The sequence below is a fragment of the Staphylococcus sp. AntiMn-1 genome (assembly GCF_001663395.1).
Taxonomy (GTDB): Bacteria; Bacillota; Bacilli; order Staphylococcales; family Staphylococcaceae; genus Staphylococcus; species Staphylococcus equorum.
The window spans coordinates 2,630,616-2,649,615 of sequence record NZ_CP012968.1; the positions used below are offsets into that span (position 1 = coordinate 2,630,616).

At 32.8% G+C, this 19,000-nt stretch carries 15 protein-coding genes and 1 pseudogene; 10 read left to right on the plus strand and 6 right to left on the minus strand.

Annotated elements, in window-relative coordinates:
• The first annotated feature begins 51 nt into the window (after nucleotides 1–51).
• From rocF to glmM, 4 genes are all read left to right on the plus strand, one after another.
• Complete coding sequence (rocF, locus tag AOB58_RS12690; protein ID WP_064783545.1) at nucleotides 52–957, plus strand: arginase; 906 nt, start codon at nucleotides 52–54, stop codon at nucleotides 955–957.
• Between the two features lie 138 nt (nucleotides 958–1,095).
• On the plus strand, nucleotides 1,096–1,902 hold the full coding sequence (gene cdaA, locus AOB58_RS12695; protein WP_002507018.1) for a diadenylate cyclase CdaA: 807 nt from the start codon (nucleotides 1,096–1,098) through the stop codon (nucleotides 1,900–1,902).
• Between the two features lies 1 nt (nucleotide 1,903).
• On the plus strand, nucleotides 1,904–2,836 hold the full coding sequence (locus AOB58_RS12700; protein WP_021339811.1) for a CdaR family protein: 933 nt from the start codon (nucleotides 1,904–1,906) through the stop codon (nucleotides 2,834–2,836).
• A gap of 29 nt (nucleotides 2,837–2,865) precedes the next feature.
• The gene (gene glmM / locus AOB58_RS12705; RefSeq protein WP_021339810.1) at nucleotides 2,866–4,221 is read left to right on the plus strand and encodes a phosphoglucosamine mutase; all 1,356 of its coding nucleotides are present in this window, start codon (nucleotides 2,866–2,868) and stop codon (nucleotides 4,219–4,221) included.
• 95 nt (nucleotides 4,222–4,316) lie between these two features.
• Here glmM and AOB58_RS12710 read toward each other — a convergent pair whose 3' ends face one another.
• The 4 genes and pseudogenes from AOB58_RS12710 to AOB58_RS12725 form a co-directional block, all read right to left on the minus strand.
• Entirely contained in the window at nucleotides 4,317–5,420 is a 1,104-nt protein-coding gene (locus tag AOB58_RS12710; RefSeq protein WP_021339809.1) for a mannitol-1-phosphate 5-dehydrogenase, read from the minus strand.
• On the minus strand, nucleotides 5,420–5,854 hold the full coding sequence (locus AOB58_RS12715) for a PTS mannitol transporter subunit IIA (RefSeq protein WP_064783546.1): 435 nt from the start codon (nucleotides 5,852–5,854) through the stop codon (nucleotides 5,420–5,422). Before AOB58_RS12715 ends, AOB58_RS12710 begins: the two co-directional genes overlap by 1 nt.
• Nucleotides 5,855–5,859: 5 nt before the next feature.
• Complete coding sequence (locus AOB58_RS12720) at nucleotides 5,860–7,890, minus strand: BglG family transcription antiterminator (protein WP_021339807.1); 2,031 nt, start codon at nucleotides 7,888–7,890, stop codon at nucleotides 5,860–5,862.
• 37 nt (nucleotides 7,891–7,927) lie between these two features.
• A pseudogene (locus tag AOB58_RS12725) lies at nucleotides 7,928–9,474 on the minus strand (PTS mannitol transporter subunit IICB).
• A gap of 664 nt (nucleotides 9,475–10,138) precedes the next feature.
• On the opposite strand from AOB58_RS12725, the gene glmS reads away from it, so the two are divergent.
• From glmS to AOB58_RS12750, 5 genes are all read left to right on the plus strand, one after another.
• Nucleotides 10,139–11,944 carry a glutamine--fructose-6-phosphate transaminase (isomerizing) gene (glmS, locus tag AOB58_RS12730; RefSeq protein ID WP_064783547.1) on the plus strand — a complete coding sequence of 602 codons (1,806 nt, stop codon included), beginning with the start codon at nucleotides 10,139–10,141 and terminating at the stop codon, nucleotides 11,942–11,944.
• Nucleotides 11,945–12,243: 299 nt separating this feature from the next.
• The gene (locus AOB58_RS12735) at nucleotides 12,244–13,194 is read left to right on the plus strand and encodes a DNA/RNA non-specific endonuclease (protein ID WP_021339805.1); all 951 of its coding nucleotides are present in this window, start codon (nucleotides 12,244–12,246) and stop codon (nucleotides 13,192–13,194) included.
• A gap of 257 nt (nucleotides 13,195–13,451) precedes the next feature.
• On the plus strand, nucleotides 13,452–13,811 hold the full coding sequence (locus tag AOB58_RS12740) for a DUF2200 domain-containing protein (RefSeq protein ID WP_002507027.1): 360 nt from the start codon (nucleotides 13,452–13,454) through the stop codon (nucleotides 13,809–13,811).
• 56 nt (nucleotides 13,812–13,867) lie between these two features.
• A complete protein-coding gene (locus AOB58_RS12745; RefSeq protein ID WP_064783548.1) occupies nucleotides 13,868–14,650 on the plus strand; it encodes an ABC transporter ATP-binding protein in 783 nt (260 codons plus the stop codon).
• Between the two features lie 67 nt (nucleotides 14,651–14,717).
• On the plus strand, nucleotides 14,718–15,572 hold the full coding sequence (locus tag AOB58_RS12750; protein ID WP_064783549.1) for an HAD family hydrolase: 855 nt from the start codon (nucleotides 14,718–14,720) through the stop codon (nucleotides 15,570–15,572).
• A 369-nt stretch (nucleotides 15,573–15,941) separates the two neighbouring features.
• Here AOB58_RS12750 and AOB58_RS12755 read toward each other — a convergent pair whose 3' ends face one another.
• Nucleotides 15,942–17,081 (minus strand): hypothetical protein, encoded by a 1,140-nt coding sequence (locus AOB58_RS12755; RefSeq protein ID WP_021339802.1) that lies wholly within the window; start codon nucleotides 17,079–17,081, stop codon nucleotides 15,942–15,944.
• 131 nt (nucleotides 17,082–17,212) lie between these two features.
• Here AOB58_RS12755 and AOB58_RS12760 point away from each other — a divergent pair, with 131 nt between their 5' ends.
• Nucleotides 17,213–17,944, plus strand: coding sequence for a metallophosphoesterase family protein (locus AOB58_RS12760; RefSeq protein WP_002507031.1), 732 nt, complete (start codon nucleotides 17,213–17,215; stop codon nucleotides 17,942–17,944).
• Nucleotides 17,945–18,022: 78 nt separating this feature from the next.
• Here AOB58_RS12760 and czrB read toward each other — a convergent pair whose 3' ends face one another.
• Nucleotides 18,023–18,994, minus strand: a complete 972-nt coding sequence (gene czrB / locus AOB58_RS12765) for a CDF family zinc efflux transporter CzrB (RefSeq protein ID WP_002507032.1) — start codon at nucleotides 18,992–18,994, stop codon at nucleotides 18,023–18,025.
• Nucleotides 18,995–19,000 lie beyond the last annotated feature (6 nt).

A 19,000-nucleotide genomic window follows, 5' to 3' on the forward strand; every position in this document is an offset into this window, starting at 1 on the left:
AAAGCGCTTTCGATTATTCTAGTAACAGATGAAAGCAAAGGGGTTTTTAACATGAATAAAAAAATAGAAATAATTGGAGCACCATCAACATATGGTCAAAGGAAATTAGGGGTTAACTTTGGTCCAGATGCTATACGATATGCAGGTATTGTTGATCGTATTAGAGCGATAGGTTTATCCATTGAAGATTCTGGTAATATTGAAGTACCAGCAATCGATTTAGATAAGTTTAATTCAGAGCAAGAGGGCTTACGAAATTTAGATGAAATTATTACTGTTTCTAACAACTTAAGTGAAGCTGTATCGAATAGTATTGAGAAAAATAACTTCCCATTAATTCTTGGAGGAGATCATTCCATTGCTATAGGTTCAATATCTGGCGTAAGTAAACACTATAATAATTTAGGCGTTATTTGGTATGATGCACATGGGGATTTGAATGTACCTGAAGAATCACCATCAGGGAATATACATGGGATGCCATTACGTGTGCTTGCTGGAGACGGGGATGATCGTTTAGTTAACATTTCAAATTATACACCTAAAGTAAAGCCAGAAAATATCGTTCTTATAGGAATGAGAGACTTAGACGATGGCGAGCGCCGTTACATAAAAGAAAATAATATTAAAACTTATACTATGGCGGAAGTTGATCGATATGGTATTAAACAAGTAATGGATGAAACTATAGAGTATCTAGAAGCTAAAACAGACGGTATACACTTATCATTAGATGTCGATGCGTTGGATCCTGTTGAAACACCAGGAACAGGCACTAGAGTCTTAGGTGGTTTGACATATAGAGAAAGTCATTTTGCGTTAGAGTTATTACATAACTCGAAGTGTGTAACTTCTATGGATATAGTTGAAGTTAATCCATTAATAGATCACACCAATGATACAGCTAAACAAGCTGTTGGTTTAGTAGGTAGTTTCTTTGGAGAAACGCTTCTATAATTAGTAATGAAACTGATGTGGATTAAATCCATATCAGTTTTTTTTAATTTTTACAATAAAATTAAATACTAAATATGACAGTTGGCTTTATGATTGGTATAATATATATCATGGGAACAGATAACCGGAGGAGATGTTATGGATTTATCCAACTTTTTTGATGACTGGAGTACAGTGAAAATAATTGCAAGTGTACTCGATTTGCTCATAGTATGGTATGTACTTTATCTTCTCATTACAGTTTTTAAAGGTACCAAAGCCATTCAACTATTAAAGGGAATTGTCGTAATAGTTATTGGTCAACAAGTGAGTAAAATGTTAAATTTAACAGCCACAGCCAAATTGTTTGATTTAGTTATTCAATGGGGTGTGTTAGCTTTAATCGTAATATTCCAACCAGAAATTAGACGCGCATTAGAACAACTTGGTCGTGGAAGTCTATTTAAACGCTATTCAACTAATTTAAATAGTGATGAAGGAAAACTTATATCCTCTGTATCCAAAGCAGTGCAGTATATGGCAAAACGACGTATTGGCGCATTGATTGTTTTTGAAAATGAAACAGGATTACAAGATTATATCGAAACTGGTATTGCCATGAACTCGGAAATATCACAAGAACTTTTAACAAACGTGTTCGTGCCTAACACACCTTTACATGACGGTGCGATGATCATACAGGAAAACAAAATTGCAAGTGCTGCAAGTTATTTACCATTATCAGATAGTGCCAAGATTGCTAAAAGCTTAGGTACAAGACATAGAGCAGCAGTTGGTATTTCTGAAGTGTCTGATGCTTTTACAGTTATTGTCTCTGAAGAAACAGGGTCAATTTCCGTTACATTTGATGGTAAATTAAGAAAAGATATTTCTAACGAAGCTTTTGAAGAATTATTGGCTGAACATTGGTTTGGCACACACTTTAACAAGAAAGGTGTGAAATAATATGCTAGAAAGTAAGTGGGGATTAAGGTTAATAGCACTTGTATTAGCGTTAATATTTTTCTTATCAGTTAATAATATGTTTGGCAATATTTTTAATGCTGATAACTTAGGACAGAAATCTTCAGAAACAATTGAAGATGTACCAGTTCAAGTGAAGTATGACAACACATCATTGTATGCCAGTGAAGTTCCAAATAAAGTAGATGTAGAAATATCCGGACCACAATCACAAGTACTAAAGGCTGAAAATGGTGAAAGTATTAAAGCCGTATTAGACTTGAGTGAAGAAAAAGCAGGTAAGCATACTACACAATTCCAAGTGAATGGGTTAAATAAAGATATTGATTATAATGTGAAACCGAAAGAAACAACCATAAATCTGGAAGAGAAAGTAAGCAAAACATTAAAAGTAGAACCAGATGTAAGTAATAATGATTTGGATCCGGAATATAAAGTGAGTGAACAGAGCGTGTCACCAGAAACTGTTAAAGTGACTGGCGGTAAAAATCAAATTGATAAAATTGCTTATTTAAAAGCAACATATAAAAATAAAAGTAAAATTTCTAAAGACACAACAGATGTTGCACAAATTACTGCATTTGATAGAAACTTAAATAAAATTGATGTGATGGTTCAACCAAATGAAGTCAATCTAAGTGTGAAAGTAGAAGACTATAGTAAAAAAGTGAAAGTAAAAACTAAAACAGTAGGCTCATTATCAAACGGTCGTGAAGTAGATAATATCGAATTAAATAATGAGGAAGTTGAAATTTATGGTAATAAAGAAGATCTAGAAGATATTGATGAAATTACAGCCAATATTGATTTGGATGATGTGGCAGGTTCTACTGAAAAAGATATTACGTTTGAAGTACCTGATAAGGTTACTAAAGTAAGTCCTAAAGATACAACTGCAACAATTACAGTCAAATAGATTTTTTTAAAATAAAGGAGATATATATAATGGCAAAATATTTTGGAACAGACGGCGTAAGGGGCGTAGCTAATAAAGAACTTACCCCTGAACTTGCATTTAAATTAGGACGCTACGGTGGTTACGTATTAGCACATAATGAAGGGGAAAAGCACCCTAAAGTACTCGTTGGTAGAGATACGCGTGTTTCTGGAGAAATGTTAGAATCAGCTTTAATTGCTGGACTTATTTCAATTGGTGCAGAGGTAATGCGTTTAGGTGTTATATCAACGCCCGGAGTTGCTTATTTAACTCGTGCAATGGAAGCTGATTTAGGCGTCATGATTTCTGCTTCTCATAATCCAGTTCCAGATAATGGTATCAAATTCTTTGGTTCAGACGGTTTTAAATTGTCAGATGACCAAGAACAAGAAATAGAAACTCTTTTAGATCAAGATAATCCTGACTTACCTAGACCAATTGGAGAAGATATCGTTCATTACTCTGACTATTTTGAAGGTAGTCAAAAATATATCAGTTATTTAAAATCAACAGTAGATGTAAATCTAGACGGCATGAAAATTGGCTTAGATGGAGCGAATGGTTCTACTTCATCATTAGCGCCATTTTTATTCGGAGATTTAGAAGCAGATACTGTGACAGTTGGATGTAATCCAGATGGTTATAATATAAATAAAGAAGTTGGTTCAACACATCCTGAAACATTAGCTAAGGAAGTTGTAGAATCTGAATGTGACTTTGGACTTGCTTTTGATGGTGATGGAGATAGACTTATCGCTATTGATGAAAATGGAGAAATCGTTGATGGTGATCAGATTATGTTTATTATCGGGCAAGCGATGTCTAAGAATCGTGAGCTTAATAACAATATGATTGTTTCAACAGTGATGAGTAATTTAGGATTTTATAAAGCTTTAGAAAATGAAGGTATTCAATCAAACAAAACTAAAGTTGGAGATCGTTATGTTGTTGAAGAAATGAGAAGAGGCAATTATAATTTAGGTGGCGAACAGTCGGGTCATATCGTTCTTATGGATTATAATACGACAGGTGACGGTTTATTAACAGGTGTACAATTAGCAAGTATTATTAAAATGACTGGTAAAAGTCTAAGTCAACTTGCAGGCCAAATGAAAAAATATCCTCAATCACTAGTCAATGTACGAGTTACAGATAAATATCGTGTAGAAGAAAATATTGATGTTCAAGAAGTAATGACAAAAGTAGAAGTAGAAATGAACGGGGAAGGTCGTATATTAGTAAGACCTTCAGGTACAGAACCACTTGTTCGTGTAATGGTTGAAGCTTCAACTGATGAAGATGCACAACGTTTCGCGCAAACAATTGCAGACGTGGTACAAGATAAAATGGGATTAGACGAATAAACAAATTCCATTTTTGATAAAATAAAAAAACTGGGAACAAGGTTAAAACACTTGTTCCCAGTTTTTTATTACTATTTGACAGCAATTTTAAAATATTATAGTACGTTATATGCTTGAACAATTTCTGTAGTTAATTGTTCATCGATTTTAGCATAATTTTTTAAGAATGCTTCAACGCTGTTGGATTTAATATAATCATTTTTCTCTACTGTTTCGGGATCGTTAGAGTCATCATATTTTAACAACAATGCAGCTGCTTTAACTAAACCGTCATGCGCTAAATTATTTTGATATAAATAATTTAATGGCTTAATGATACGATCTTGAGGTCCTATTTTACGAATTGTGCCACGACCGACACGTGTAACTTCGTCCGATAAGTTAGGATTTTTAAAACGACCTATAATTTTTTCAACATACTGTGCTTGTTCATTTTCTGTAAAATCAAATTGACTTGTAATATACTGGCTAGTTTCTTTAAGCACTTTATCTAAATCATGTTTAATATTCTCATCATTAATAGCATCTAATACTGTAGGTTGATTAAAGTATCGACCTGCATAAGCTAGGTAAGCATGACCAGTATTCACAGTTAGTAGTTTTCTTTCAATATATGGTGTTAAGTTATCTACATATTTAATGTGATTTAATTCTGGACCGAACCAATTATCTTTTTCTATAACCCACTCATAAAATGGTTCAACCACGACATCTAAAATATTTTCATTCTTTTGCATTGGCACGATTCTATCGACTGCTGAATTAGCAAAATGGATATGGTCATCTAAAGGACCAGTTATATCTAGAATCGCTTTTTTTAAAGTGTTCGTGGCCATAATAGCATTTTCACATGCCACAATATTTACAGGTGTTTCTTTTTCTTTTAAATAGGGCGCAAATGATTTAGCAATAATTGGTAAGATATTAACACCAACTGCAGTGGTAATTAAGTCTGCTTCTAATACTGCTTCTTTCAAACTTTCAGAAAGAGAACCTGAATCAATTGCATCAACGTTATGCACGCGTGTTGTTGTTTGAGCTTCATCAGCTAAAATGACATCATATTCTTGTTTTTCATCTAAAGCATTAATAATATCAGCGTTCACATCTGCAAATGTTACTTTAACGTCATTATCAGCTAAGATGTAACCGATAAAACCTCTGCCTATGTTACCTGCACCAAAGTGTAATGCTTTCATTATGCGTCAGCCTCCTCAAAGACTTGTTTAATTTCTTCTGCAGATGAAGCTTTAACAATACGCTCAACATTTTTTTCTTCACTAAACGTAATTGCAATTTTAGAAAGTAAATCTAAATGTTCACCGTCTTTACCTGCAATTCCGACAACGACTTTAACTTCTTCACCGTCCCAATCGACACCTTCAGGGATTTGAATTAATGTTAATCCTGATTTTAAGACACTTGTTTTAGCTTCGTCAGTACCATGTGGAATTGCTAAGCCGTTACCCATGAAAGTCGTAACGACTTGTTCACGGTCTTTCATTGCTTGAATATATGCTTCTGTCACGGCACCACTTGAAACTAAGGCTTGTCCCGCTTTTTCAATTGCTTCGTTTTGGTCTTTCATTGATTGGTTAATAAAAATGTTTTCATTACTGAATAATTCGCTCATTTTCTTCACTCCAAGTTTAATAGATTTTGTAATTGTATAAGATAACTCTGTTTTAAAATATCTAACAATTGTTCTGGATGTTGCATAAATTCATCAATATTGTCTAAATGTTCAACCATTTTTCCTGATATGTCACTGACAAGTTGTGACATCGTATCATCATGCGGTACAAACATATTTAATAAATAATTTACTGATAAATCGTCATTTTGATTACTTTTAAGCATGATAGGCTCATTTAAAATCGTAATTAAAATAAAAGGCTTTTGAATTATTTGATTCTTTAAATGAGGTATGGCTATCGGATATGGTTCCAAGACAAATCCTTGAGTGTCCATATGATGCTTAATGAGTTCAGCGAATGACTGACCATCTGTAATAATTTGGTGAGATAATAATGTTTCAGTTAAATAGTTAGTCCAATTAGAAACGCTTATATAATCAATATATACTGAATCAATAAGTTCTAAACCTTTTCTGATATAAGATAGTTTAGCTTCAGGATCTGGTATATTTTGATGTGTATAATCTAATGTGTCGCTTGGTTGTACGTCTTTTTGCATGTTTAGAAATGCAGCAACATGATTAATATCTGAATCAGGCAGTAATGGATTTACAGTGATATAAGGTGTTGTAATATCTAAATCTACGGTCGTGATAATCGCATCAAATTGTGTTGAATCTAATTCATTTAAATCTCCAACAGAAGCTTGTGTCGTTTTTTGAATCTCACTGAATGTTTGCTGTAATCGTGTAGCTAGTAAGCGACTTGTGCCAATACCGCTACTACAAACAACTAAGACGCTATAAAATGGACTTCCTTGATTTTGAATAGCGCCACCAAAATGCAACACAATAAATGCAATTTCACTATCTGGAAAATTAAAATCTGGCCAAATATGTGATAAACCTCGATGTACACTTTCAAAAAGTCTAGGGTATTTATGTTTAATCATTTCTGTTAATGGATTATATGTCTCAATATTTGCGTTCAATCGATTAATTGCAGGAATAAGGTGCAATTTCAAACCTTCACTCAGTGTATCCCAATCTTTAAAGTCTTGTTGTGAATATTTAGCAACAGAGTGAATAAGTTGATCGATACGAGCTTCATCCTTATTATCTTTAAACACTTCAACGGATTCCTTACGTTTCGCACCACGCAAATGAATTGTAATAAAGGTTACTTCTGCTTGATTGAACTGCACGCCATAAATATGTTCTAAATGTAAGGCGAGTGCAGCAGCTACTTTGTGTTCAAATGAATCTTTAACATTATTATAGATATCATTATTTAGCGCAACGTATTCACCATTAAGCATGCGATCGATACTTAATACAATATGCACAGTCAATGTAAGGTAACTAGATTCAGTCAATGAATAGGGGAGTTGATCTAAATGATCCATAAGTATGCGTTCTACTTGGAAAATTTTATCCATATCTACCATCGCCAGTTGAGATTGGTTAATGGATTGATAGACAAAATGATTTTCAATCACTGAATAGACACTTGTACTATTTAAATTATTGACCATAAGTTGACTTAATAATTCACGTTTTTTTGATTCAGCGCCACTTAAATGAATACCTTCGCCGCGTTTTTTCTGTAATTTTAATTGATATTGATCAAGTTCAATGTCTAATTCATCCAAAAGTTTGGTTAACGTCTGTGTAGATACACCAATTTCATGTGCTAAGCCATATTGCTTGATAGGTTCTTTAGCTTGAATCAAAGCATATAAAATAATAACTTTTTGTTCTTCTTGAGATAAATCGATTGTATTTTGTTGTGACAGTACATTTTTCAGTGAGGTCACTGCATGCTCATCTGCATCGAGTTGTATTCCTTTTTTAGTCACACGTTCTAATTTAATATTAAACGTATTTATGAATGACTCAATGGATTTTAACTCTCTATGAATAGTACGAGAGGATACAGCTAGATGTTGAGCAATGTCATAAATCGTGACATATTGACCGTGATACTTAATTAACATTTCGATAATTTCTTTTTCACGTGTACTCAAAAACATAGTCATACCCTCCAGTATTATTCTATATAATTTTTAATTAATTTTCGTCTTGCTTAAGATTTTCAAGTAATTCATCATATCTAGGTGAATTTAAGAAATTGTCTACTGAAATATGAATTGCATTAGGTGCTTGTTTAATTGCTCTATCGGTAAGTTTTTTCTGTGTAATAACAAGTTGTGCATCCTCAGTTAATTGATTGATTGCGGTATTTGAAACATCCACATCTTGGATACCTGCTTTTTTAAATTTATTACGTAACATACTTGCTCCCATAGCACTTGAGCCCATACCAGCATCACAAGCGAATATAGCATGGTTTACTTTACTATAATCATGCGCATGTACATTTTCTGTATCATAATTATCTAATAAGTCTTCTTCAGATTGTGCTTCACTACTTTCAGTATCTGAAGATGTAGCTGCAGCACCAGTCGTTCCAACAGTATTATTATCTTTATTCCCTGTTAGTTTAGAAGATACACTTGATTTTTTACCTTTAGTAGATTCCATTTTATCTGTTGCAGCTTCTAAATCTTCATCAGGTTCTTTTGTGAACTTCAAGATGATGGCAGCAACGATGAATGAAACTAAGGCTGCGAGTACTACACCGATAAGCATGTGTAAAAATTCACCTTTAGGCGCGTTCAGAACATAAACGATAAAGGAACCAGGTGAAGCTGGGCTCTTGAATCCAAAGTCAAATAGTGAATAAGTAGCAACGCCTGTCATACCTCCTAAAATTACAGCTACGAATAGTAACGGACGCATTAATACGTAAGGGAAGTAAATTTCATGAATACCACCTAAGAAGTGGATAATACCAGCACCGTAAGATGTAGCTCTTGCAGTTCCAGTACCAAAAATCATATAAGCAACTAAAATACCTAAACCAGGTCCAGGATTAGATTCAATTGTATATAAAATGGATTGACCAGCAGAAGCTGCCTGATCGGCACCAAGAGGCGTAAACACGCCATGGTTGATTGCATTATTTAAGAATACGATTTTTGCAGGTTCTACTATAATACTTACTAATGGAAGTAAATGAGCATGTACTAACGTTTCAACTGCTAATGAAAGGATGTACATAATGAATTCCATAATTGGTGCTAAAAGTTTGAAACCTAGGATAGTCATTATAAAACCTAAAATACCAGCAGAGAAGTTATTGAATAACATTTCAAAGCCTTGTGGTGTTCTCGGTTGAATAAATTCGTCAGTTTTTTTCATTAACCAACCAACGAGAGGTCCCATAATCATTGCACCAAGTAACATTGGTGTATCTGGTAAAGCAACGATAACCCCATTGTTGCTACAGCAGCAATAATACCGCCACGCATTTCATGAATTAAACGTCCACCACTATAAGCAATAAGTAATGGAATCAAGTATGAAATCATTGGTCCAGATAATTCACTTAACTCTTTATTTGGCCACCAACCACCATCAATGAAAATAGCAGCGATAAAACCCCATGCGATAAATGCACCAATGTTTGGCATGATCATACTACTAAGAAACGAGCCAAATGCCTGGACTTTGCGCCCAATACCTTTGTTTTCTTTAGTCTCAGTTTGTGACATAAATTGCACCTCTTTTTCTCTTTTTATTTATAAGTTCATTGTATGGCTGTTTACATTAATAAACAACTTAAAGTAATTTCAAGTTTGTCATAGAGTTTTTGACAACTTTACGACAGTTATCTAATATAAAAAAGAAAGAAAATTACGTAGTGTGACAACATATAAATAAAATTTTAAGTGGTTGTAAAAATAATGTTAATAAATGATTTGCAAAAAACATTGTTTACATTGTACAATAAGAATTATTGAGGGAAAGGAGGACAGTTAAATCGTTTAGTTCAATTATAGCGCCTGTGCAAGTGAAGTGATAAATGTTAAATATTTAAGGTTTATAACAGAAATCTTAATAGACATGATATCAGTACTTGTAGACGAGGAGGATAGTTATCGAACCATCGGCGGATGCTATCCCGGATGTGGCTCATTCGTGAACTTATTAAGGAAAACATTAGGGCAACCTAGTGCACAAAGTTAATAAGATAGCCAAAAATAAAATAAAAATAATATTATAAGGTGTATGGGACTAATATGCCTATCTTAGACATGGATTCGCTTTTAAATAAACAAAGGCACCAGTCCGTCTATGATGGCTTATAAGCAATTGAACAGGTTCGTACACGCTGAACGTTCGTTGCCCATCGCCATTACATTGGAGGAAAATTAAATGTGTGGAATTGTTGGATATATTGGGCATGATAATGCCAAAGAATTGTTATTAAAAGGTTTAGAAAAATTAGAATACAGAGGTTATGACTCTGCCGGTGTTGCAGTAGTGAATGACAAAGGTAACTCAGTATTTAAATCTAAAGGACGCATTGCTGAGCTTAGAAAAGTTGCAGATAGTGATGATACTGATGGTAATGTAGGTATCGGACATACACGTTGGGCGACACATGGTGTGCCGAATCATGAAAACTCACATCCGCATCAATCAACATCAGAACGATTTACACTTGTGCATAACGGTGTAATTGAAAATTATGAAGAACTTAAAAACGCATACTTAAAAGATGTTTCATTTATCTCAGAAACAGATACAGAAGTGATTGTACAATTAGTAGAATATTTCTCAAATACAGGCCTTGCTACTGAAGCTGCATTTACAAAAGTAGTTTCTTTATTAGAGGGTTCTTACGCACTTGGTTTAATCGATAGTGAAGATAAAGATAAAATTTATGTAGCTAAAAATAAATCACCATTATTAATTGGCGTAGGCGATGATTTCAATGTGATTGCATCTGATGCAATGGCTATGTTACAAGTTACGAACCAATATAAAGAAATTCACGATCATGAAATTGTTATCGTTAAACGTGACGAAGTTATTATTAAAGATCAAGATGGCACTGTTCAAGAAAGAGAAGCTTATACAGCACAAATTGATGCAGCTGATACTGAAAAAGGTGTTTATGACCACTACATGCTAAAAGAAATTCATGAACAACCAGCAGTAATGCGTCGTATTATTCAAGAATACCAAGATGAAGAAGGTAACTTGAAAATGGATGAAGACATTATCAAAGATGTTGCAGCAGCGGATCGTATTTATATTATTGCTGCAGGTACAAGTTATCATGCAGGTTTAGTAGGTAAAGAATTTATCGAAAAATGGGCTGGTATTCCTACTGAAGTTCATGTTTCTTCAGAATTTGTGTATAACACGCCATTACTTTCTGAAAAACCATTATTTATTTATATTTCACAATCGGGTGAAACAGCAGACAGTCGTGCGGTATTAGTTGAAATGAACAGATTAGGTCACAAATCGTTAACGGTTACGAATGTTGCAGGATCAACGTTATCACGTGAATCTAACCATACATTACTATTACATGCAGGCCCGGAAATAGCTGTTGCTTCAACAAAAGCATACACAGCGCAAATTGCCGTACTTTCTATTTTTGCAAAAATCGTAGCGAGAGAACGTGGTAAAAAAGTAGATGTAAGTTTATTACGTGAATTAGCTAAGGTAACAACTGCAATCGAAGCGATTGTAGATGACGCTGATGTTATGGAACAAATTGCAACAGATTTCTTAAGAACTACTCGTAATGCATTCTTTATCGGTCGTACAGTAGACTATAATGTGAGTCTAGAAGGTGCTTTAAAACTTAAAGAAATTTCATATATCCAAGCAGAAGGATTTGCTGGTGGAGAGTTAAAACATGGTACGATTGCGTTAATTGAAGAAGGCACACCTGTGATTGCATTAGCAACACAAGAAAAAGTTAACTTATCAATCCGCGGTAATGTGAAAGAAGTTGCAGCGCGTGGTGCAAACCCATGTATCATTTCAATGGACGGTCTAAACAAAGAAGGCGATACTTACGTAATTCCAAAAGTACATGAACTATTAACACCATTAGTTTCTGTAGTAACGATGCAACTCATTTCTTATTACGCATCACTACACAGAGATTTAGACGTAGACAAACCACGTAACTTAGCAAAATCAGTTACAGTAGAATAAATAAAGATTAAATTATAACTTATTGTTTATATAAAAAAGGCTGAATTCATTGGTGATTCAGCCTTTTTATTATGTATTAAATTTAGTGAAATACATTGATTTTACTCAAAAAAATTAGGCATAAAATAATTATAAACAATTGTTGCATAACTAAAACAAAAGTAATGTTATTCCTGTATAATAGGAAATAAATAATATCATACAAAAATACATAAAAAGTTGTAAGTACTATAATGTCCGAGATTATAATTTTGAGGGTTTTGAATGATTAACAAGTAACATAATAGGAGCGTACTAAAATGAAGAAAATAAAATATTTAGTTTTACTTTTAATGACTGTTTTTATTGTTGGTTGTGCCAACGGAGAAGATACATCTTCTGCCGATAAAGATACGGATGCAAAGGTAGTCACAGATTTAAAAAATGAAAAAGAAGAAACAGCTACCAAGGTAAAGAATGAAAACAAATCAGAGGAACCTCAAGTAGAAGGTGAAACGACAACTGAAGCTAGTGATGATACGTTTCCAGGCTATGAAAAAATTGAAGTCGATGGTGGTGATATGTCTGGGAACCGTGACGCGAACGTCGTTGTAGATATCGGTTATGGTGATCGAAAATATTGGGCGTTCACTAACGAACACGGGCAATTGACACGAGTTATTGCGGATGAAATTAAAATACAAGATGATGAGACAGAGGATGTGTTATCGTCAGGTAGATATTATGCTGATGAGGCAAAGGTACCTGGTGTTGAAAGTGATGACTTAGACGAAGGACACATTATTGCTGACTCACTTGGTGGCGTGTCGAATGCTTATAATATTACTCCACAAGATAGTACGCTAAACCGACATGGTGATCAAGCTTATCTCGAAAAGACTATCCGAGAAGCGGGCGGAGCTACTAATTTTGAAGCTAATATAACTTATCCCGATACCGAAACACAAATTCCTTCTAGCTATCAATATACTTATACTATAAATGGAAATGAAGTAACAGATTCATTTGATAATGTGAACCCTGATGAACTAAATGAGTCACTTGGGTTAACTGGTAATAAGGAACCAGAGTCTGAGCCAGCAACTTCAACGGGGGATGATGAAACAGTTGCGGATGTTGATTCTGATGGTAATGGACAAGTGACAATTGCAGAAGCTGAAGCTGCAGGGTTCAGCATGCCAATAAATAGTGATCATTGGTTATATGCACATATGGACGATCGAGATAATGATGGGGTCGTAGGTGAATAATATTTCACTGTTTTAATGAAACATTAAATAAATGATATAAGTTTAATTCTATACTGACATACTGTTGATAATTAAAGAAAAGTTTATTGCTGTATATGTATTACTTTCATAAAAGGCTGGTTGCTTTTGTAAACCTGCCTTTTATTTTTGATTTTGAAAGGTATATAGTATTCATATTATTTTCAAATTATAAATTGTTCTATTATGCTAAGATTATTATAAAAATTGTTAAGAGAAACTAAGAGAGGATTTTTAAAATGACGAAACCGAAAATATATACGATGGCTTTCGGCTCTGTATACCCGCATCTGATTAAAAAAGTTGAAAAGAAAGCAAGAACTAAAGCTGAAGCAGATGAAGTTATTTGTTGGATGACAGGATATACGCAAACACAAATAGATAAACTTATTGATGACGGAACGGATTATGAAACATTTATTTTACAAGCACCAGAGTTAAATCCTAATAGAACTAAAATTACAGGTGTCATATGTGGTATTCGAGTTGAAAATATGGAGCCGTCAGTTATGAAAGAAATTAGATACTTAGATAAAATGATTGATGAACTAGCTAAAGGCAAAACTTTGGAAAAAATATTTAGAGACGCTCAATCATAAAATAATTTAAGTAAGTGTTTAAAATCAGTTGAAGTGTAAAGAATAGGGGTGATTTCATGCTTGTTGAGTTGAAAAATGTTGCAAGAAGAAAACAAGGAAAAGAAATAATTGAAAATGTGAGTTGGCAAATAAGCGAAGGCGAAAAATGGATGTTATACGGCTTAAATGGTGCAGGTAAAACAACATTACTCAACATCTTAAATGCTTATGAACCACATACATCAGGGACGCTATCATTGTTTGGTATGCAGCCTGGGAACAAAGGTTATTCTGCAGATAATGTACGTGATAAAATAGGGTTTGTTTCAAGCAGTTTAATGAATCGATTTCAAGATGGCGAAATTGTATTAGATGTAGTCATCAGTGGTATTTTTAAATCAATAGGCGTTTATAAAGAAGTGAAAGCGAGTCATATTGAAATGGCTAAACGATATTTAGAGCAAATGGGTATGCGTCAATTTGAAAATCAATATTATGGTTATTTATCAACGGGTGAAAGACAAAAAGTATTGATTGCTAGAGCATTAATGGGTGATCCTAAATTAATGATTTTAGATGAACCTGCTTCAGGATTAGACTTTATAGCACGCGAAGATTTACTCAGTGCACTTGATAAATTATATAAACAAAATCCAAAACTTGCGGTGATTTATGTAACACATTTTGTTGAAGAAATTACACAAAATATTCAACTCGGCTTTTTATTGAAGGATGGTACATGTTATAAGCAAGGAGAACTACAGTCTGTATTAAATAGTGACACTTTAAGTGATTTTTTCAATAGAGATGTGAGTGTGGTTTATCAAAATCAACGCTACTCACTATTTTTAAGACGATAACGCGTTGCGGAAAAGGAAATATAATGCCATAATTTAATACGATAACATGTGATGGAGGATTACTTAAATGGATAATGTGAGAGCAATATTTTTAGATATGGATGGTACGATTTTACATAAAGATAACAGGGTAGATACGGAAACAACTGAAGTGATTCAACAATTAAGAAACCTTGGTTATAAAGTGTTCTTAGCAACTGGTAGAGCACATGACGAAATTCATTATTTGGTGCCTGAAACTTTTGAAGTAGATGGCATTATAAGTTCGAATGGAACGTTAGGTGTAGTGGAAAAAGAGACTATTTTTAAACATGGTCTTTCATATAATACAGTAAGTGAAGTTATTAAACGTGCAAAACAAGAAGCAATATATTATGAAATCTTCCCATTTGGCAGTGACCGTGTCGTACTTAAAGAAGATGAAGCATGGGCGAAGGCTTTATTTGAACCAGCAACACCACCAGGCAAAGTAGGAGAAAGTGAATGGACTTCTAGAAGAGAGTCTTTAAAAGGCAAAGTAGATTGGGAAGATACTATTCCTGATACGTCATTTTCAAAAATTTATTTATTCTCACCTGAATATGAGAAAATCACTAATTTCCGTAATCAATTAATCGAAGATAGTGCAGTATTACAAATCAGTGTATCAAATTCATCACGCTTTAATGCAGAGACTATGGCGTTTAATACAGACAAAGGCACAGGTATTAAAGAGATGATTGAACACTTTGGTATTAATCAGGAAGAAACTTTAGTCATTGGTGATAGTGATAATGATAGAGCAATGTTTGAATTTGGACATTATACTGTTGCTATGAGAAATGCGAGACCTGAAATTCAGGCTTTAGCAAAAGATGTAACATCTTTAACGAATGAAGAAAATGGTGCGGCAGCATATCTAAAAGAACATTTCATAAAATAATAAACATAAAACTGATAGGTTTTCTTGAAAAAGATTATCTATCAGTTTTTTAATATGTTCAAGAACTTTATAATACACGATATAGATAGAATGCACATAATAGGGGTTTAAAACTCGACGGATAAATAAGCGGTATAAATGTATCGAAATATAAAAATTGCCAATGTAGACATTTAAAATGCTACATTGGCAATTCGTGTTTCTGATATATATTATTTATCTGTTTTGTTAATTTGATCTTTTAAATCTGAAGCTTTATCTTTTGTAGTATCTTGAATATTATTACTTTTATCGTTTAAGTTATCTTTTGCATTTTCTTGTATATTGTCACTTTTATCACTTAGATTAGACTTCGTTTTTTCAGTAGTATTATTTATCTGTTTTGTTAATTTGATCTTTTAAATCTGAAGCTTTATCTTTTGTAGTATCTTGAATATTATTACTTTTATCGTTTAAGTTATCTTTTGCATTTTCTTGTATATTGTCACTTTTATCACTTAGATTAGACTTCGTTTTTTCAGTAGTATTATTTACACTGTTTTCTATTTTTGAATCATTGTTTGATTGTTTTTTAGAGTTCTTTTTATCTTTTTTAATTTCAGCTTTATCTATACTTTCACCATTACGGTTATAATATTGAATAATCGCTAATATATTCATATAGTAAATGGCTAATCTTACAATAATAACGATAATAGATATAATGTAAATTAAAATCATTGCGACAGTTTGTGAAATACCGCCTGTTGAAATTGAAATTAATTGACTAACAGGATTTGCAAGGATAATTACGATTAAGTTTAATAGTAATATACCAAGGTAGAATTTAAACCAAGTTTTCTTACCATTTTTAACGCCCTTGAATCCACGTTTAACAGCTGCCCAAGCACCAACACTAGGATCTTTAACAAATGCTACAGTAAAGTTAATAATTACAATAGCAAAGAACCAATAAATAAATGATTGAATAAAGACGGTAATTGTTGCTGCAATAATTTGGAAAGTTAGTGAAAGACCAAGTGCATGATCAGAACTACTTAATGGACCTTGTAGTGCAGTGAATAATTGCATGATACCTAAATTAAGTACTTTAGATACGAGTAAATTGAGCGCGAATAAAATTAGAATGAACAATAAAGTGAATAAAGCTAATTTTAAACTTTTAAGATATTTACCTTTTTTAAAAACTGAGAATAAATCTTTTAATTTAACCTTGTCTTTATTTAATGCTTTGTCTATAGTGTATATAGTTCCAGCTATTAATGGGTAACCGATTAATACAAAAATCAATAGTGGAATCAGAATTGTTAGTATCAACATAAATATTGAACCACCGATTGGTTGTTGCATTGCCATCGACATTGCGAATTTATAAATTGCAGGTTGAACTGGTATAAACGATAAAATTGTTAAAGCAAATAATATGATAAAACTTACAATTGAAAACAGTATTGTTTTAGCATTTTGGGGTTTTACATTTTGCAAAGCTAGTTTATGATATTTAAACAAATTTTAAGCACTCCTTTTTAGTGATAACAATACGATATCAAAAAATTGAAGATTTTAAAATTAATAGGTAACAAATTGGCTATAAAATGTTAGAATATCCTAATGAGAAAAAGTTGAAAGGAGATATCATCATGAAATTTGCAATTATTACTGATGTACATGGAAACTTTGATGCATTGGAAACCGTTTTGGATGATATTGATAGAAGAGAAGGAATCAATAAAATATTTAATCTAGGCGATAATATCGGAGTAGGGCATGAAACAAATAAAGTGCTTGATGAAATTTTCGATAGAGATGATATGGAAATCATTGCAGGTAATCATGATGAAGCGGTTATGTCGATCGTAAATGATACTCCTTATCCAGAAGACTTAAAGGATAAATTCTATGAACATCATCAATGGATTGAAAGTCATTTAGATGAAGACTATTATGACAAATTAGATGAATTACCACGTGTAATTGAGAAGACTTTTAATAATAAAAAAGTATTGTTTATTCATTATGAAATTGCCAATGAGAAATTAAGTACACCTATTGATGGACAACCTTATAGTCCAATTGTTGAGCCAAGTGAAGAAAACGTTAAAGCATTATTTGAAGACAAGAATGCTGATTTAATCGTTTTTGGACATAATCATACAGTGCATTTTTATGATGACAAATCTACTGTATATTTTAACCCTGGTTCTGTAGGACTTAATAATGGTGCTTATGCAGTATATGGCATTATAACAATTGATGAAAATGAATTCTCATGTGAACGTATTAAAGTTCCGTATGATAATGAAGAATTTATAAGAGGATTTACTGAAAAACAAGTACCAGCAAAAGATCTAATCTTTGATAAGTTTATTTAAATTATCAACGGTCTATTAAAAATATAAGGTTTCATAAATGAAAAGTGATTTTCCAATTTTGTTTGGAAAATCACTTTTTTAATGTGAGTGTGAATGATGTGTTGTTTGTTTTGAATAAATTGCAGAACATAAAATATTATTATCATGTAGATGATCAGTTGTTTCTAGTTGTATGGTCATATGTTGAATATTTAAGTGTTCTAATTTATGTTCTAATCTGTTTAAGAGCACTTCACCTTCTTCAATAGTCATCGTATTTGGCACTACAGCATGACAACTTAAAGCATTCATTTCGTTGGAAATTGTCCAAACATGACAATCATGTATATTTTTAATTTTTTCTTCTTCCGTAATCATAGAAAAGACTTGATTCATATTAACATCACTTGGCGTACCTTCCATCAAGATATTGAGAGAAGATTTTGTTATGCCCCAGCTACTTTTAATAATAAGTACAGATACAATGATACTGGCAATTGGATCGGCGATTGTTAAGTTGAAATTCCAGATAAGCACAGCAGCTATAATTGCACCTACTGAACCTAATAAGTCTCCGATTACATGAAGAAATGCGCCACGCATATTAATATTGTGTGATGTGTCTCCGCCCTTAAACATTAAATAAGCAACTATAATATTAACTATTAGTCCGGTAACACTAATTATAAACATTTCTGTGGATTGAACTTCTTGAGGATCAAAGAAACGACCAATAGCTTCAACAATAATAATAATGCCTATAACGAATAATGTGACTCCGTTAAATAATGCAGCCAATATTTCAAATCTTTTATAACCAAATGTTTTATGTTTATTAGCATGTCTTTCAGCATAAATAAAAGCAAGTAGCGCTACACCTAAAGAAATTGTATCACTAAACATGTGTAGACCATCAGAAAGTAATGCCAAACTATTAGAAACAAAGCCGCCAATAATCTCAACAATCATAAAGATTCCAATAATTAGAAAACTAATAAGTAATATTTTTTTGTTATTTGTGTGCACATGACCATGTGCATGATTGTGTCCATGGTGTTCAGATTCAGACATGTCAAA